This is a genomic window from Kineococcus deserti, assembly GCF_050871945.1.
Classification (GTDB): domain Bacteria; phylum Actinomycetota; class Actinomycetes; order Actinomycetales; family Kineococcaceae; genus Kineococcus.
Window position 1 is genome coordinate 14,225 of the sequence record NZ_JBJLSI010000016.1, and the last position, 15,078, is coordinate 29,302.

The window sequence follows — 15,078 nt, forward strand, 5'->3', positions numbered from 1 at the left end:
CGGTCCCCGCTTCGAGTGGCCGGAACCGCGTCGGGTGGTGACCATGGTGGAGGTCTGCGACGACGTGGAGGAGGTCGGGGTGACCGAGACGATCAAGCGGGGAACCCGGTTGAGCGGGACCGAACGGGAACAGCTCGCCGACGAGCTGTCGAAGGGCTACGCCGAGGGCAAGAGCATCCGTGCGCTGGCCGAGGAGACGGGACGGTCCTACGGGTTCGTGCACCGGCTCCTCAGCGAGAACGACGTGACGCTGCGCAGCCGCGGTGGGGCCACACGGGGCAGAGCACGACAGGGCTGAGTCCGCAACGAGCCGGCCTCGGGCCGGAGCCGGAGGCCCGACCGCTCACAACGAGCGGTCGGTGCCCCCGTCCACCGTCAGCGAGGCGCCGGTGATGTAGCTGGCGGCGGGGGACAGCAGGAAGACCGCCGCCCGTGCGAACTCGTCCGGCAGCCCGGCGCGCCGCAACGGGATGCCCTCGAGCAGCTCGGGAGCCAGGTCCGCGGAGTCCTCGAACTCCAGCGGTGAGCTGGAGTCCACGTGCCCGGCGAGCAGGTTGTTGATCCGCACGCCGCGCGGTCCCAGCTCGTCCGAGAGGGCCTTGGCGGCCATGGCGAGCCCGGGCCGCAACCCGTTGGCCACCCCGGCGTCCATGGCCGGCGTGCGCACGGTGCTCGACAGCAGCAGGACCATCGAGGCACCTTCGCCGGTCGCGGCCTTGCCCACCGAGCGGGCCAGTCGCAGCGGCCCCAGCAGGCTCGACTCGAACGCCTCGCGCCACGTGCCGTCGGCCGCCTCCAGGACCGTGGAGGTGGGCGGGGTCCCGCAGGAGATGATCGCCCCGTCCAGCCGCCCGAACCGGGCGTTGGCGGCCGCCACCAGCCGGGTCTCGGTCCCGGGGTCGGAGATGTCGCCGGGCACCGGCAGCAGCCGCGAGGGATCCCCGATGGTGGGCACCACGGCGGCCAGCTCGTCCTCGTCCGAGGAGTGCAGCACGAGCAGTGCACCCTCGTCGGCGAGCACCCGCGCACAGGAGAGCCCGAGACCGGTGGATGCACCGGAGACGATGTACACGCGGTCACTCAGGCCCAGGTCCATGCGCCCATTGTTGCGCAGAGTGGCCGATGAGACACGCAGCATGATCGGGTGCGTCCGAACGAGGTGATTACGGCACCCGCGAGGTGCCGGCAGCCGCGGGTCAGCGGTGGTCGATGGCGTCCAGTTCGGCGTCCTCGGCCGCCTCGTCCAGACCCCCGCGCCGTCGGGCGCCCCGGGCCGACCGCGTCGAGCGGGCCGCCGGCGCCGGTGGCGTCGCCGGGCCGGCCACGCCGGACGGCGCGACGGCGTCGGCGGCCTCGGTCCCGCCGTTCGACGGCTCGGCTGCGCCCTGCGCGGGCGCCGCCTCCGCGCGGGCCTGCAGCTCACGACGACCGGCCACCACCCAGACGATCAGGGCGGTCAGCGCGAAACCGAACCACTGCACCGTGTAGGCCAGGTGCGGGCCCTCGTCCACCGTGGGCTCCACGGCCTTCGCCGGCGCCTGCGCCGCGGCCGGGTCCTCGGAGACCAGCACCCCGTACCCGCCCAGCAGTTCCGGAGCCCCGGCCGCGGCGGTCGCCTCCCCGACGGCGCCGGCGGCGATGGAGCCCACCTGCCCCGGCGGGACCGTTCCGCGCCGCGCGTCCTCCCACTGCCGCAGGTGCGCCACCACGCTGACCTGCCCGGCCGGGGGCGCCGGGACGCTGTCGGGGCGTTCGGCGTCGGCACCGGCGGGCAGCCAGCCGCGGTCGACCAGCAACGCGGTCCCGTCGCCCAGCACGAGCGGGACGAGGACGTCGTAGCCGGTCTGCTCGTCGCGGGGGCGGTTGCGGACCAGCACGGTCGCGTCGGTGTCGTAGGTGCCGCTCACCCGCACGGCCGTCCACACGTCCTCGTCGGCCAGTTCGGCGCCGGCGGGCAGGACCGAGGTGACCTCGACGGGGGCGGCGTCGTAGTTCTGCACCAGCGGGCCGTTGGCCGCGAGGCGGTCCTCACGCCGGTGCCACTGCCACCGGCCCAGCACGCAGCACACCAGCGCCACCAGGACGGCGACCGCCAGCCCCCGGATCCAGCGGGGCTCGCGCAGCAACCGCAACACGTTCACGAGCGCAACTGTGCCACCTCGACGACCTCACGCAGGAAACCCCTGGCTCCCAGGAACTGCGAGAGGTGCTCGCGGTGCTCGGCGCACGCCAGCCACGTCTTGCGGCGCTCGGGGGTGTGCAGGCTCGGGTTGTTCCACAGCAGGCCGAAGTCGGCGTGGTGGGTGCAGCCGCGGGCGCTGCAGACGAGGTCGGACGGTGGTTCGTGCCGGGAGTCGTGCGGGGAACCGTCAGACGGCTCGGCGGACGTTCCCCGGGACTCCACGCGAGGTTCCACGCCCGTCAGTCTCGCACCCGCCGGGACGTGCGACCAAGCGGTGAACGCCGGGCGTCGGGTCAGGACCGGTCGGCCGGCTCGTCGTGCGAGGTCCGGATGTCCGTGATCTTCGCCTCGATCGCGGGCAGCTGCTGCGGCGGGCGCGGGGCCTGCGGCTGCACGTCGAAGGACTCCGGCGGGGCCGAGCGGGTCTCCCGGCCGGCGTTGGCCAGCACGACCGCGACGTAGGGCAGGAAGATCGCCCCCACCACGAAGATCCACCGGGTCCAGTGGTCGACGAAGACGAAGGCCAGGAAGCACGCGGTGCGGATGACCATCGAGACGACGTACTTGCGGTAGCGGACGCCCAGGTCGTCGGTGTGCGACGTCGGGGCGTCGGTGATCCGGTAGCTCGCCGTCTCGTGGTTCGGCTCGTGCAGCACGTCGTCCACGGTAAGCCCGCGCCGGGCCCCCCACCCGCTGGTTCGCGCAGGGCGATGCGTTAGCTTCGGCCCTCGTGTCCTCGGAAGCCGTGAACCCCGAAGCCGTGACCCCTGGAGCCGCCTCGCAGAGCGGCCGTACCCCGCGCAGCGTCCTGGTGACCGGCGGCAACCGCGGCATCGGCCTGGCCGTCGCGCAGGCCTTCGCCGCCGCCGGCGACCGGGTGGCGGTCACCTACCGCTCGGGTGAGCCGCCGGCCGGCCTGTTCGGCGTGCGCGCCGACGTGACCGACCCCGCCTCGCTGGACGAGGCGTTCGCCGCCGTCGAGGCCGAGCAGGGCGCCGTGGAGGTGCTCGTGGCCAACGCCGGCACCAACCGCGACCAGCTGCTCATGCGGATGAGCGACGAGGAGTTCGACTCGGTCCTGGACGCCAACCTCGCCGGCGCCTGGCGGGTGGCGCGTCGCGCGGTGCGCGGCATGGTGCGCGCCAAGAAGGGCCGCATCATCTTCATGTCCAGCGTCGTGGGCCTGTACGGCTCCCCGGGTCAGACGAACTACGCGGCCAGCAAGTCCGGGATGATCGGGCTGGCCCGCTCCATCGCCCGTGAGCTGGGCAGCCGCGGCATCACCGCCAACGTCATCGCGCCGGGCTTCATCGACACCGACATGACCGCCGCGCTGCCCGAGGCCACGCAGGCCGACTACAAGAAGGCGATCCCGGCCGGCCGGTTCGGCGACGTGGCCGAGATCGCCCAGGCCGCCCTGTTCCTGGCCGACGCCGGCTACGTCAACGGCGCGGTGCTGCCGGTCGACGGCGGTCTGGGCATGGGCCACTGATGAGCGCCCCCTCCGGCGGGCGCAAGCTCGCCGTCCTGGGCGCGGTGATGGTCGTGTTCATCGCGGCCCTGGCGTGGCTGTCGACGTGGGCCCTCAACCGCGGTTGAGGGCCTCGTCGGCGGCGTCGGCGTCCTCGACGTCCTCGCGGGTGATGCCCAGCAGCGGCAGCACCGCGTCCAGGTAGGGCACGTTCAGGGCCGCGTCGGCCTGTTCGCGCACGACCGGCTTGGCGTTGAAGGCGATGCCCAACCCGGCCGCGCCGATCATGTCCAGGTCGTTGGCGCCGTCGCCGATGGCGACGGTGCGGTGCAGCGGCAGACCCTCGGCCGCGGCGAACTCCCGCAGCGCCCTCGCCTTGGCGGCGCGGTCGACGATCGGCCCCAGGACCCGGCCGGTGAACCGGCCGTGGACGACCTGCAACCGGTTGGCCCGCACGTGCGCGATGCCCAGTTCGGCCGCCAGCGGCCCGACGACCTCCAGGAAACCCCCCGAGACCAGCGCCAGGGTGAAACCCAGCCGGTGCAGCGTGCGGCACAGCGTGCGGGCCCCCGGCGTCAGCTGCACGGCCTCGCGCACCGCGTCGACGACCTCGACCCCCAGCCCCTCCAGGCAGGCGACGCGTTCGCGCAGGGAGGCCGCGAAGTCGATCTCGCCGCGCATCGCACGTTCGGTGACGGCCGCCACCTCGGCCTCGCGGTCGGCGTGCGCGGCGAGGAGTTCGATGACCTCCTGCTGGATGAGGGTGGAGTCGACGTCCATGACGACCAGCCGGCGGCCCATGCGCGCCAGGCCGGCGGGGGAGACCGCGGCGTCCAGCCCGTGCCGGCCGGCCTCGACGGCCAGCGTGCGCCGCAACGCCAGCACGTCGGCGGCGCTGCCGCGCGTCGAGACGTCCAGTTCCACGCTCGTGACGGGTTCGGCCGACATCCGCCGGATCCGGTCCACGTTGGCGCCGGCCTCGGCCAGCACCGTGGTGATGCGCGCCACCGCGGCCGGGACCAACGGCGCTCCCAACAACGTGACGTGCAACCGGCGCGGTCGCTGCGCAGCGACCGGTTGCGGTGCGGTGCAGCGGATCTCCAGACCCTCCAGCTGCAACGCCTCGATCGCCGCCCGCACCGCCGGACCATGCGTCACCAGCGCCGACAACGTCAGGATCCCCCCGGCGACGACCTGTTCCACGTCGACGACCTGCGCGCCGGTACCGGCCAGGGCGGCGAACAACGAGGAGGTGACCCCCGGCCGGTCGGGACCGGTGACGGTCACGAGCACCTGCTGTTCGGCGTCGGTCTGTCCTGCGGGGGCGGGGCTGAGCACGCCCGAACCCTACCGGGCGTGCTCAGCGGGGCGGTCCGCCCGGTTCAGGCGTTCTTGCTGTCGCGCCAGGCGATGAGGTCGGCCAGGAACCCCAGGTCGTAGTCCGGCCCACCGGCGCTGGTGGTGAACAACCGGGCACCGGCCGCGTACAGCGCCTCGGCGCCCTCGACGGAGTCGACGCCGACCGAGCGCTCGATCTCGCCCGGGTCGCGGCCGATCTCGGCGCAGCGTTCGTCGAGGATGCCGCTCTTGCGGGTGAACGTCTCCACGTCGCCGAAGGTGTGCCAGATGTCGGCGTGCCGGGCCACGATGCGCAGGGTCTTCTGCTCCCCGCCGCCGCCGATGAGCACCGGGATGTGGCGCGTCGGCGCCGGGTTCAGCTTGCCCAGGCGGGACTCGATGCGCGGCAGGTCGTCACGCAGCTTGTCCAGCCGGCCGCCGGCGGTGCCGAACTCGTAGCCGTACTCGTCGTAGTCCTTCTCGAACCAGCCCGACCCGATGCCCAGGACCAGCCGGCCCGACCCGGTGTCGTGCGCCGAGACGTGGTCGACGGTGCGGGCCATGTCGGCCAGCAGTTCGGGGTTGCGGTAGGAGTTGCAGCTGACCAGCGCACCGATCTCGATGCGGCTGGTGGCCTCGGCCCAGGCCGCCAGCATCGTCCAGCACTCGAAGTGCAGACCCTCCGGCTCACCCGACAGCGGGTAGAAGTGGTCCCAGTTGAAGGCGATGTCGGCGCCCAGTTCCTCGGCGCGCGCGGCCGCGGCGCGGATGGCGGGGTACTGCGCGTGCTGGGGCTGGAGCTGGATCCCGATGCGTGCCGGCCTGCTGGTCGTGCCCGTGGTGCTGGTGCTCATGGAACGATCTGGCCCTTTCCGACGACGGTGATGCCCGAGGGGGTGACGTGGAAGCCCCGTGCGCGGTCCTCCTCCGGGTCGACGCCGATGCGGGCGTCGTCGGGGATCTGGACGAACTTGTCGACGATGGCGCGCTGCACCACCGCGTGCCGGCCCACCTGCACCCCGTCCATGAGGACCGACTCGGACACGTGGGCCCAGGAGTCCAGCCGCACGTTGGGCGAGACGATCGACTTCTCCACCAGCGCACCGGAGACGACGGTCCCCTGGCTGATGATGGAGTTCACCGCGTGCCCGTAGGTTCCCTGCCAGCCGTGCACGAACTTGGCCGGCGGGTAGAAGTCCTGGGCGGCGATGATGGGCCACTCGTAGTTGTAGAGGTTGAAGACCGGCAGCACCGAGATGAGGTCCATCTGCGCCTCGAAGTAGGCGTCCAGCGTCCCCACGTCGCGCCAGTAGGCGCGGTCGCGGTCGGTGGCCCCGGGAACCTCGTTGTCCTTGAAGTCGTAGACCGAGGCCAGCCCGCGCGAGACGAAGTCGGGAACGATGTCACCGCCCATGTCGTGCTTGGAGTCCTCCCGCTCGGCGTCGCGGGTGACCGCGTCGACCAGCGCGTCGGCGTCGAAGACGTAGTTGCCCATCGAGGCCAGCACCTCGTGCGGGGAGTCGGCCAGGCCCTTGGGGTCCTTGGGCTTCTCCAGGAACTCCGCGATGCGGTTCGACCCCGGCTCGGTCTGGATGACGCCGAACTGGTCGGCCAGCGAGATGGGCTGGCGGATCGCGGCCACCGAGCACGGTGCGCCCGAGGCGATGTGCGCGTCGACCATCTGGGAGAAGTCCATGCGGTACACGTGGTCCGCGCCGACCACCACGACGATGTCGGGACGCTCGTCGGAGATGAGGTTCAGCGACTGGTAGATGGCGTCGGCCGAACCCAGGTACCAGCGCTGCCCGACCCGTTGCTGGGCCGGCACCGAGGCGATGTAGGAGCCGAACAGGTTCGACATCCGCCAGCTCTGGGAGATGTGCCGGTCCAGGGAGTGGGACTTGTACTGCGTCAGCACGACGATCTTGCGGTAGGCCGCGTTCACGAGGTTCGACAACGCGAAGTCGATGAGGCGGTAGGTGCCGCCGAAGGGCACGGCGGGTTTGGCGCGGTCGGCGGTGAGTGGCATGAGCCGTTTGCCCTCCCCGCCGGCGAGGACGATCGCGAGGACGTTCGGTGTGGCCACGAAGGGCACCATAGGCCCCAGTACCGTTGCGTGCCCAGGATGCGAGAGAGGTGAGGCCGGTGCGTGTCGACCTGCTGACCAAGGAGTACCCGCCGGAGATCTACGGCGGCGCCGGTGTGCACGTCGAGGAGCTCGTCAGGGCCCTGCGCGCCCTGCGGGGCGGACCGGAGGTCCGGGTGCGCTGCTTCGGGGCGCCGCGCACCGAGGCCGGGGCGACCGCCTACCCCGAACCGGCCGAACTCGCCGGCGCCAACGCGGCGCTGCGCACGCTCGGCGTGGACCTGCAGATGGCCGGTGCCGTGGGCGGGACGGACCTGGTCCACTCGCACACCTGGTACGCCAACATGGCCGGGCACCTGGCCTCCCTGCTGCACGGCGTTCCGCACGTCGTCAGCGCGCACAGCCTCGAACCGCTGCGGCCCTGGAAGGCCGAGCAGCTCGGCGGTGGCTACCGCGTCTCCAGCTGGGCCGAGAGGACCGCGTTCGAGGCGGCGGCGGCCGTCATCGCCGTGAGCGCGGGCATGCGCGCGGACATCCTGCGCTCCTACCCGGCGCTGGACCCCGAGCGCGTCCACGTCGTGCACAACGGCATCGACGCCACCGACTGGCACCCCGTGCAGGGCCGGGACCTGGTGCGCGCCAACGGCGTCGACCCCGACCGCCCCAGCGTCGTCTTCGTCGGGCGCATCACCCGGCAGAAGGGGCTGCCGCACCTGCTGCGCGCGGCGGCGCAGCTGCCGCCGGAGGTCCAGCTCGTGCTGTGCGCCGGTGCCCCCGACACCCCCGAGATCGCCGCCGAGGTGGCCGGGCTGGTCGCCGAGCTGCAGAAGACCCGGGAGGGGGTCGTCTGGCTGGACCGGCACCTGTCGCGGCCCGAGCTGCTCGAGCACCTGTCGCAGGCCACCGTCTTCGTCTGCCCCTCGGTCTACGAACCCCTCGGCATCGTCAACCTCGAGGCGATGGCCTGCGGCGCCGCCGTCGTCGGCACCGCCACCGGCGGGATCCCCGAGGTCGTCGACGACGGCACCACCGGCTGGCTCGTGCCCATCGAGCAGGTCAGCGACGGCACCGGCGCGCCGGTCGATCCCGACCGGTTCGTCGCCGACCTCGCCGCCGTCCTGACCGAAGCCGTCGCCGACCCCGACCGGGCCCGCGCCCGTGGTGCCGCCGGCCGCACCCGCGCCGTCGAGCAGTTCTCCTGGGACGCGATCGCCGCGCGGACGCTGGAGGTCTACCGGTCGGTCCTGTGACGCGACGGGGGCCGGGCCGCAGCTGAGGCGGTCAGCGAGCGCGCCCGGCGCCCGGCGCCGAGCGCGCCGTCTGGGCTCGCCGGGGCCGCTGGGCCGCACCGGCCCAGCGCATGGAGAAGGCCGCCGCCAGCTCGTGGCGGGCGGGAGTCGACAGCACGGCCCGCAGGAGGCCGTCGCGGAGCCCGTGCACCACGACGGGCGCCGGCCGGCCCAGGCGCGTGTTGGCCTCCGCCTGCCACGCCGCCCGCCGGGCCGCGGACAGCCGACGTCGCTGGAAGGCCACCAGCTCGGGCACGTCGGCGAGCGCGCGGCCGGCGCCGCTGCGCAGTTCCCGCACGAGCAGCGGGGCCAGCTCGCACGCGTCCAGCCAGCCCAGCGTGATGCCCTGACCGCCGATGGGGCTGATCTCGTGCGCGGCGTCCCCGAGGACCACCCGGCGCCCCTGGACCATGCGCTCGGCGATCCGGCGGTGGACGGCGAACGCGCTGACCATCGAGGTGGAGCCGACGTCCAGCACCGCACCGGTGCGCTGCGCCACGACGTCGGCCAGCCGCTGCGCCTGCTGCAGCTGCCCGCCCTGCCGGTGGGCCGGCGGGTGAGCCGGTGGGTGAGCCGGTGCCCGCCCGGTGTGCGCGACCCAGCGGCGCACCCCGCCGGGCAGCGGGAACGATTCCACGACGCCCCCGGGTTCGAGGTGGATCGCCGCGGTCCCGGGGTCGGCGGTCGTGTCGGCGAAGTCGCCCATGAGGTAGGTGTCCGGGTAGGTCCGCACCCGCCCGACGGTGCCGAACAGCTCCCGGCGGCACCCGTGCGCGCCGCCGGCTCCGACGACGATCCGGGCGGTCCAGGTCTCCAGGTCCTCCTCGGCGCCGGTGGGTGAGGTGCCCGGTGCGGTGGGGCGCACCCGGACGCGCACCGGTCCCGGGCCCGTGTCGTGGACCTCGAGCACCTCCCGGCCGCGACGCAGCGCACCCGGGGCCAGCTGCGCCAGCCGCTGCTCCAGGACCGCCTCGGTGCGCTGCTGCGGCAGCGTGAGCACGAAGGGCGTCTGCGGCCAGGCCCGCTCGAAGGTCAGGGAGCCCAGCAGGCGGCCCCGGCTGCGGGCCTGGCCGGTGTGCACCTGCGCACCGGCTGCCACCACCGCCTCGCGCAGGTGGATCTCCTCCAGTGCGTGCAGTGCGGGCGGGTGCAGCCCGATGGCCCGCGAGTGGGTGCTGGGCAGGGCGCGGCGCTCGAGGACGGCGACGTCGACGCCGCGCCCGGCCAGCAGCGCGCCGAGGAAGAGCCCCGTGGGCCCGCCACCGACGACGAGCACCTCGCAGGCCGGCACGTCAGCGCGGCCCGTCGTCGGCAGGGGCGTCCAGGAGGAGGTTGCGAGCCGGCCACGGCCGCTCGACGCGCCAGCCCGGACCGGCCGCCGCCGCGAGCTCCGCGGGGGTGTAGCTGCGCCGGATCGAGGTCAGCCCGTCCTCGCGGACGAAGGAGCCGGACGCCAGGGGGCGGGTCCCCAGCGAGAACAGCCGGTAGGCCCACGCGCTGCGGGCGATGTCGCTGTGCGCGACCCGGTCGCGGGCCAGCGCGCGCGAGTCGTCGAGCAGCGTGTGCAGGGCCTGCTCGTCGAGGTGGTGCAGGACGTGGTTGGAGACGACGACGTCGAAGCGCCGTCCCTCGGCCACGAGGTCGCTGCTGTGGGCGCACCGGAAGGCCACCCCCGGCACCGGCGGCTGCCGCGCCGCCCAGGCGTGGGCCCGCGGGTCGGGGTCGATGCCGGTGACCTGCACGCGGCGCCCGTCGCGACGCGCCCAGCGGGCCAGGGCCCGCGCCAGGTCGCCGCCGCCGCAGCCGACGTCGAGGATCGCCGTGACGCGGTCCTCGCGCAGCAGCGGCCGCACGTGCCGGTGGTAGGCGACCTGCCAGCCGGCGACGACGGCGTTCACCGCGCGGAACTGCGCGTACGTGCGTTCCAGCGTGGGCAGGTCGCAGCCCGGGTCGTCCATGAGCTCGACGGCGGTGCGGTCGCGCGTGCGCAGGTCGGGCGGGCTCACCGGACTCCCGTCAGTTCCCGACGCGGTGCGGCGACCGTCACCGGCTCGGCGTCGTCCCCGCGCCCGGTGAGCGGGGAGCCGACCCGGGTGAACAGCCCGGACTCCACGGTCAGCCCGGGCCCGAAGGCCATGGCGCACACCCGTTCCCCCGCCGCCGCCCGGGCCAGGACGTCGCGCAGGACGAACAGGACGGTGGCGCTGCTCATGTTGCCGAAGTCGCGCAGCACCTCGCGCGAGGGGCGCATCTGCTCGGCCGACAGCCCCAGGGTCGTCTCCACCTTGTCGAGGATGCTGCGCCCGCCCGGGTGGACGGCCCAGTGCTCGACGTCGCGGTGGGCGCTGCCGCGCAGCGCGGCGTCGCGGGACAGCAGCGGGGCCAGCGCGGACTCGACGTGCTCGTCGATGATGTGCGGGACGTAGGAGCCGAGCACCATCTCGAAGCCGTTGTCCCCGATGTTCCAGGCCATCGCCTCCTCGCCCACCGGCGTCAGGACGCTGGCGAAGTCGTCCAGCTGCAGCGCCGGTGCGTCCCCGAGGTCGCGGCCGGTGACGATCGCGGCGGCCGCGCCGTCGGCGAACAGCGAGGCCCCCACGACGGTGTCCTGGTCGTCGCGCACGCGCACGTGCAGCGTGCACAGCTCGGCGGCGGCGACGAGGACGACGGCGTCGGGGTCGGCACGGCAGATCGCGTTCGCCTGCCGCAGCGCGGGAAAGGCGGCGTAGCAGCCCATGAAGCCCACGTGCGAGCGCTGCACGGACGGTTGCAGGCCGAGGCTGCGCACGATCCGGTAGTCCGGGCCGGGGGAGTAGAAACCCGTGCAGGAGGCGGTGACCACGTGGGTGACGTCCCCAGCGCCGATCCCCTGGCAGCCGCCGAGGGCGGCTTCCGCCGCCGCGACGAACAGTTCGCCGGCCTCCCGGGCGTAGAGGGCGTTGCGCGTACCGGTGCTCGGGTCGAGCAGCCGGCCGGTGGCCGGGTCGAAGAAGGCGGTCGCGCCGGTGTCGGCGCCGGGGGCCAGCTCGGCGAGCACGGTGTGGCGACGCTCGATCCCCGAGGCGTTGAACGCCGCGGTCGCCAGCCGCGCGCCGAGCCGGCCCAGAGCGGGCTGGGCGGTGAAGAGGTCGCGCAGTTGGTGCTGGACCAGCGCGGTGGGTGGGACGGCGACCTCGATCGACCGCAGGGTGACTGCCATGGCCTCATCAGACGTCAGCCTCGCCCGCTCCACAACGCGAGCACCGGAACGGCGCGCCCCGGGGTGGGGTCGGCGGAGCGGTCACCACCGGGTGCGGCACAGCGCGCCGCTTCCGCGCCGCTTCCGCGCCGGGCCGGCGCCCTCGGCCCACCGGCGCGCGTTCGCGGCGGGGTGAGGGTGCCGGGTCACTCCACCTTCCACGCCTCCCAGCGGTGCTGCGTCCACATCGCGGCGCGCAGGGCGTCCCGGAGCCGGTCGACGTCGCGGCGGACCTGCGACGGCGGCCGCTCCGCGGACCGGGCGTGGTGCGCCTCGAGCCGGTCGAGTTCGGTCGCCCAGCGCGCCGGTGCGCTGCGGAAGAGCTCGCCCAGCTGCGCGTCGGACAGGTCGAGCAGGTCCGGCTGCTCCCGTGCGGGGGTGGGCTGGGCAGGTGGGGTCCGGAGGCCGGGAGTGCCTCCGGGGGAGCGGTTCTCGAGACGCAGCGACGGGACAGCGGTGTCGGCCTGGACGGTCACAGGAGTTTCCTCTCGTCGGTGAGGACACCACTGTGGATCGACGTCACCACCTGGTGCGGGAGGAGTTCCCGGAAAGATCCGGCGATCTTCACGGAACGGGAAGAACTCCCGCGCTGTCTCAGATCACTTCGCTGGCCCAGGCGTTGGCCCACTCGTCGGCCGCCCCGCTGGCCAGCGCCTCGCGCAGGTCGAGCAGGGCGGTGAGCCGGTCGGTGCCCAGGCCGGCGAGGGCGACGGCCGTCGCGGCCCGGACGGCGTCGTCGTCCAGGTCCTCGCGGGTGAGCCGGTGCAGGTCCGGCAGGGCGGCCGCGGTGCGCGGGTCGCTGCGCCGGCGCTCGACGCGGTTCCAGAGCAGGTGCAGGGGTGCAGTCATGCGTGCGTGCCTCGTTCGTCCGGTTCGCCGATGGTGGGGCGCACGCTCCGACAGCCGCCCGAGCAGCTGGAACTCCTCGCCCCGCCAGGCACAACAGCGCGAGGGCCCGGTCTGTGCCCCGCACGGCGCTGTCTGGTGCGTCACACGTTCGGGCCCCGACCGCGGTCCAGGACGACCCGGACCCGGGCGGCGCTCCCGGCGTGCCCGGTCTTCAGGGACGCACCGGCTCGGTGTGGGCGTTGACCGCGGCCACCAGCGCCCGGCGGGCCACCGCACCGACCTCGCGCAGCGCCCGGGCCCGGGAACCGGCCTCCAGGCTGGTGATGGCCGCGCCGTCGTCCTCGCCGGCCAGTTCCACGATCGCCAGGACCCGCGACGCGGTCTGCAGAACGCGCAGGGCGCGGGGGGAGGTGTCCGGGGGCACGGCGTCCTTGGCCAGCCCGCCGTCGCGCACGGCCGCGATGCGGTCGGCGGCCTCCTCGCGCCAGCGGGCCACGTCCAGGGTCGCCAGCGCCTGCGTGGCCGTCGACAGGGCCGTGCGCAGTTCACGTTCGGACTCGGCCACGCTGGAACTCTCCGGCGCCCGCCGCGACGCGGCCGCGTGCACCGTCCAGGACACCAGGGCGCCCGGCTCCCACACCGACCCGAACTCGGTCACCTCCGGGACCAGCGCCCACCGCTCGGGGTGCCCGTCGAGTTCGGCCACGACGCACTCACCGGCCTCCAGGGCGGCCACGTTGACCGCCGGCGGCCCCGGCAGCCCGCGCGGGTCGCCGGGCACCGGCAGCGTGAGCAGCATCCGGCCCGACCCGGCCGGGGCGCACTCGGCGAAACCCGCCAGCAGGGTCGTGACGTCGTCGGGTGTGGAGGCGACCCCCGGCAGCGCAGCGCCCTCCCAGCGCACCACGTGGGGTTCGTCGTCGCGCACGACGGCGGCGACGGCTCGTTCGAGCGGAACGTTCGCGGTCAGCACGCCCGTGCCCCAGGCGGCCAACCGCGCGGAGCGGGGCAGGTCCAGCACAGGCGTGAGGATACGACTGGTTAGGGTCGCGACCATGAGTGACGTGCTGGACCTGTCCGCGGTGACCGTCCGCCGGGGGAGCAGCGTGCTGCTCGACGCCGTCGACCTGGCGGTGGGCGTGGAGGAACGCTGGGTCGTGCTGGGCCCCAACGGTGCCGGGAAGTCGACCCTGCTCTCGATCGCGGCGGGCCGGTTGTTCCCGACCTCGGGCACCGTGGGCATCCTCGGCGAGACGCTCGGACGGGTCGACGTCTTCGAGCTGCGCCCGCGCATCGGGCTGGCCAGCACCGCCCTGGCCGGTTCGGTGCCCGGCCAGGAACTGGTGCGCAACGTCGTGGTCACCGCCGCCTACGGCGTGACCGGACGCTGGCACGAGGAGTACGACCCCGACGACGAGGCACGCGCGGCGCACCTGCTGGACGTGCTGGGCGTGGGCCACCTGGCCGCGCGCACCTTCGCGACGCTGTCGGACGGGGAGCGCAAGCGCGTCCAGATCGCCCGCGCGCTGATGACCGACCCCGAGCTGCTGCTGCTGGACGAGCCGGCCGGCGGGCTGGACCTGGGCGGCCGCGAGGACCTGCTGCGCCGGCTGACGGACCTGGCCGCCGACCCCGACGCCCCGACGACCGTCATGGTCACCCACCACGTCGAGGAGATCCCGGTCGGCACCACCCACGCGCTGCTGCTGCGCGGCGGCAAGGTCGTGGCCGCCGGTCCGGTGGCGCAGACCCTCACCTCCGACAACCTCAGCGCGACGTTCGGGCTGGCCCTGGAGGTCGCCGACCGCGACGGACGGTTCACCGCCCGCGCGGTCTCCTCGTGACGCCGGGAAGCGCGGCTCCCTGAGGTCCGCACGGGCCGGCGCCGTCCGCCCCGGGGCACCGAACGCGGACGTCGCCGGTGATCCCGGCGTCGGGGTCAGGGGCGCAGGAGCTCGGTGGCGTAGCCGTCCTGGCTGCGCGAGTAGCGCAACCGCACGTGGTGGCCGTCGGCGGCGGCCTGGAAGAACTCCATGCGCCCCGCGTCGACGCCCCACAACCGCCACGCCGGCGCCGAGGAGGCGCCGGGCTGTTCCAGGGCGATCAGGTCGGCGGGGTCGCCCAGGGCGTCGGACAGCCACTGCTCGTCGTGCAGGGGCAGGCTCTGCCGGTCCACCAGCGCCTCGGCGCGGGCGTGCGCGGACAGCCGTTCGAACGCGTCGGCGGTGCGGGCCTCGTCCGCGGCGCGCACCGACCCGCGGACCCGCACCTGCCGGCCCAGCTGCGGCCAGTGGAACACCAGCGCGGCCACGGGAACCCGGCCCAGCTGCTTGCCCTTGGGGCTGGTCTCGCTGGCCGCGACCCAGAACGCCTGCTCGTCGACGTCCTCCAGCAGGGTGACCCTCGCGTCGGGGCGGCCGGCGACGTCGACCGTGGCCAGCGTCATGACGTGCGGGGCCGGCACGTCGGCGGCCACCGCGTCCCGCAACCACCGCTCGAACAACGCCACCGGATCGGTGGGGGCGGTCTCGGGATCGAACTGCGGTCCTTGCGGCCGGGGCCAGGACAGGCCCGCGAGGAAGCCGGACAACTCACTGCGCACCCCGCGACGGTAGCCCGTCGGGG

General features: G+C 74.3%; 18 protein-coding genes. 4 read left to right on the top strand and 14 right to left on the bottom strand.

What is annotated here, in order from left to right:
• Positions 1-79: 79 nt before the first annotated feature.
• Positions 80-298, top strand: coding sequence for a helix-turn-helix domain-containing protein (locus ACRYR2_RS13555; RefSeq protein WP_432563485.1), 219 nt, complete (start codon positions 80-82; stop codon positions 296-298).
• Positions 299-343: 45 nt separating this feature from the next.
• On the opposite strand, the gene ACRYR2_RS13560 is transcribed toward ACRYR2_RS13555, so the two are convergent.
• The 4 genes from ACRYR2_RS13560 to ACRYR2_RS13575 all read right to left on the bottom strand — a co-directional run bounded on the left by ACRYR2_RS13560 (position 344) and on the right by ACRYR2_RS13575 (position 2,838).
• Positions 344-1,096 carry an SDR family oxidoreductase gene (locus tag ACRYR2_RS13560; RefSeq protein ID WP_432563402.1) on the bottom strand — a complete coding sequence of 251 codons (753 nt, stop codon included), beginning with the start codon at positions 1,094-1,096 and terminating at the stop codon, positions 344-346.
• Positions 1,097-1,196: 100 nt separating this feature from the next.
• Entirely contained in the window at positions 1,197-2,141 is a 945-nt protein-coding gene (locus ACRYR2_RS13565) for an SURF1 family cytochrome oxidase biogenesis protein (protein ID WP_432563403.1), read from the bottom strand.
• Complete coding sequence (locus ACRYR2_RS13570) at positions 2,138-2,416, bottom strand: hypothetical protein (protein ID WP_432563404.1); 279 nt, start codon at positions 2,414-2,416, stop codon at positions 2,138-2,140. The genes ACRYR2_RS13565 and ACRYR2_RS13570 overlap by 4 nt, the downstream gene beginning before the upstream one ends.
• 59 nt (positions 2,417-2,475) lie before the next feature.
• Entirely contained in the window at positions 2,476-2,838 is a 363-nt protein-coding gene (locus ACRYR2_RS13575) for a DUF3099 domain-containing protein (protein ID WP_432563405.1), read from the bottom strand.
• 104 nt (positions 2,839-2,942) lie between these two features.
• Here ACRYR2_RS13575 and ACRYR2_RS13580 point away from each other — a divergent pair, with 104 nt between their 5' ends.
• A complete protein-coding gene (locus ACRYR2_RS13580) occupies positions 2,943-3,674 on the top strand; it encodes an SDR family oxidoreductase (protein ID WP_432563486.1) in 732 nt (243 codons plus the stop codon).
• Between the two features lie 93 nt (positions 3,675-3,767).
• Here the strand turns inward: ACRYR2_RS13580 and serB are convergent, their stop codons facing one another.
• Genes serB through glgC form a run of 3 tightly spaced genes read right to left on the bottom strand, consistent with a single transcriptional unit; the run spans position 3,768 to position 7,077 of the window.
• The gene (gene serB, locus ACRYR2_RS13585) at positions 3,768-4,991 is read right to left on the bottom strand and encodes a phosphoserine phosphatase SerB (RefSeq protein WP_432563406.1); all 1,224 of its coding nucleotides are present in this window, start codon (positions 4,989-4,991) and stop codon (positions 3,768-3,770) included.
• Positions 4,992-5,035: 44 nt separating this feature from the next.
• On the bottom strand, positions 5,036-5,845 hold the full coding sequence (locus ACRYR2_RS13590) for an LLM class F420-dependent oxidoreductase (RefSeq protein WP_432563407.1): 810 nt from the start codon (positions 5,843-5,845) through the stop codon (positions 5,036-5,038).
• The gene (glgC, locus tag ACRYR2_RS13595; protein WP_432563408.1) at positions 5,842-7,077 is read right to left on the bottom strand and encodes a glucose-1-phosphate adenylyltransferase; all 1,236 of its coding nucleotides are present in this window, start codon (positions 7,075-7,077) and stop codon (positions 5,842-5,844) included. The genes ACRYR2_RS13590 and glgC overlap by 4 nt, the downstream gene beginning before the upstream one ends.
• A gap of 59 nt (positions 7,078-7,136) precedes the next feature.
• Between glgC and glgA the strand changes: the two genes are divergently transcribed.
• The gene (glgA, locus tag ACRYR2_RS13600; protein WP_432563409.1) at positions 7,137-8,327 is read left to right on the top strand and encodes a glycogen synthase; all 1,191 of its coding nucleotides are present in this window, start codon (positions 7,137-7,139) and stop codon (positions 8,325-8,327) included.
• A gap of 31 nt (positions 8,328-8,358) precedes the next feature.
• Here glgA and ACRYR2_RS13605 read toward each other — a convergent pair whose 3' ends face one another.
• From ACRYR2_RS13605 to ACRYR2_RS13630, 6 genes are all read right to left on the bottom strand, one after another.
• On the bottom strand, positions 8,359-9,657 hold the full coding sequence (locus ACRYR2_RS13605) for an FAD-dependent oxidoreductase (protein ID WP_432563410.1): 1,299 nt from the start codon (positions 9,655-9,657) through the stop codon (positions 8,359-8,361).
• Position 9,658: 1 nt separating this feature from the next.
• Positions 9,659-10,372 carry a class I SAM-dependent methyltransferase gene (locus tag ACRYR2_RS13610; protein WP_432563411.1) on the bottom strand — a complete coding sequence of 238 codons (714 nt, stop codon included), beginning with the start codon at positions 10,370-10,372 and terminating at the stop codon, positions 9,659-9,661.
• Entirely contained in the window at positions 10,369-11,565 is a 1,197-nt protein-coding gene (locus tag ACRYR2_RS13615) for a type III polyketide synthase (RefSeq protein ID WP_432563412.1), read from the bottom strand. Before ACRYR2_RS13615 ends, ACRYR2_RS13610 begins: the two co-directional genes overlap by 4 nt.
• Before the next feature lie 185 nt (positions 11,566-11,750).
• Complete coding sequence (locus ACRYR2_RS13620) at positions 11,751-12,080, bottom strand: hypothetical protein (protein WP_432563413.1); 330 nt, start codon at positions 12,078-12,080, stop codon at positions 11,751-11,753.
• Between the two features lie 118 nt (positions 12,081-12,198).
• Positions 12,199-12,453 carry a hypothetical protein gene (locus tag ACRYR2_RS13625; protein WP_432563414.1) on the bottom strand — a complete coding sequence of 85 codons (255 nt, stop codon included), beginning with the start codon at positions 12,451-12,453 and terminating at the stop codon, positions 12,199-12,201.
• 211 nt (positions 12,454-12,664) lie between these two features.
• Positions 12,665-13,474, bottom strand: a complete 810-nt coding sequence (locus ACRYR2_RS13630; RefSeq protein ID WP_432563415.1) for a hypothetical protein — start codon at positions 13,472-13,474, stop codon at positions 12,665-12,667.
• 34 nt (positions 13,475-13,508) lie between these two features.
• Here ACRYR2_RS13630 and ACRYR2_RS13635 point away from each other — a divergent pair, with 34 nt between their 5' ends.
• Positions 13,509-14,297 carry an ABC transporter ATP-binding protein gene (locus tag ACRYR2_RS13635; protein ID WP_432563416.1) on the top strand — a complete coding sequence of 263 codons (789 nt, stop codon included), beginning with the start codon at positions 13,509-13,511 and terminating at the stop codon, positions 14,295-14,297.
• Between the two features lie 95 nt (positions 14,298-14,392).
• Here ACRYR2_RS13635 and ACRYR2_RS13640 read toward each other — a convergent pair whose 3' ends face one another.
• Positions 14,393-15,055, bottom strand: a complete 663-nt coding sequence (locus ACRYR2_RS13640) for a pyridoxine/pyridoxamine 5'-phosphate oxidase (protein WP_432563417.1) — start codon at positions 15,053-15,055, stop codon at positions 14,393-14,395.
• Between the last annotated feature and the right edge of the window lie 23 nt (positions 15,056-15,078).

Bases quoted from the DNA above. Each gene is read 5' to 3' on its own strand.
- ACRYR2_RS13560 (WP_432563402.1), bottom strand. From the start codon at position 1,096: ATGGACCTGGGCCTGAGTGACCGCGTGTACATCGTCTCCGGTGCATCC.
- ACRYR2_RS13590 (WP_432563407.1), bottom strand. From the start codon at position 5,845: ATGAGCACCAGCACCACGGGCACGACCAGCAGGCCGGCACGCATCGGG.
- ACRYR2_RS13615 (WP_432563412.1), bottom strand. From the start codon at position 11,565: ATGGCAGTCACCCTGCGGTCGATCGAGGTCGCCGTCCCACCCACCGCG.
- ACRYR2_RS13625 (WP_432563414.1), bottom strand. From the start codon at position 12,453: ATGACTGCACCCCTGCACCTGCTCTGGAACCGCGTCGAGCGCCGGCGC.
- ACRYR2_RS13635 (WP_432563416.1), top strand. From the start codon at position 13,509: ATGAGTGACGTGCTGGACCTGTCCGCGGTGACCGTCCGCCGGGGGAGC.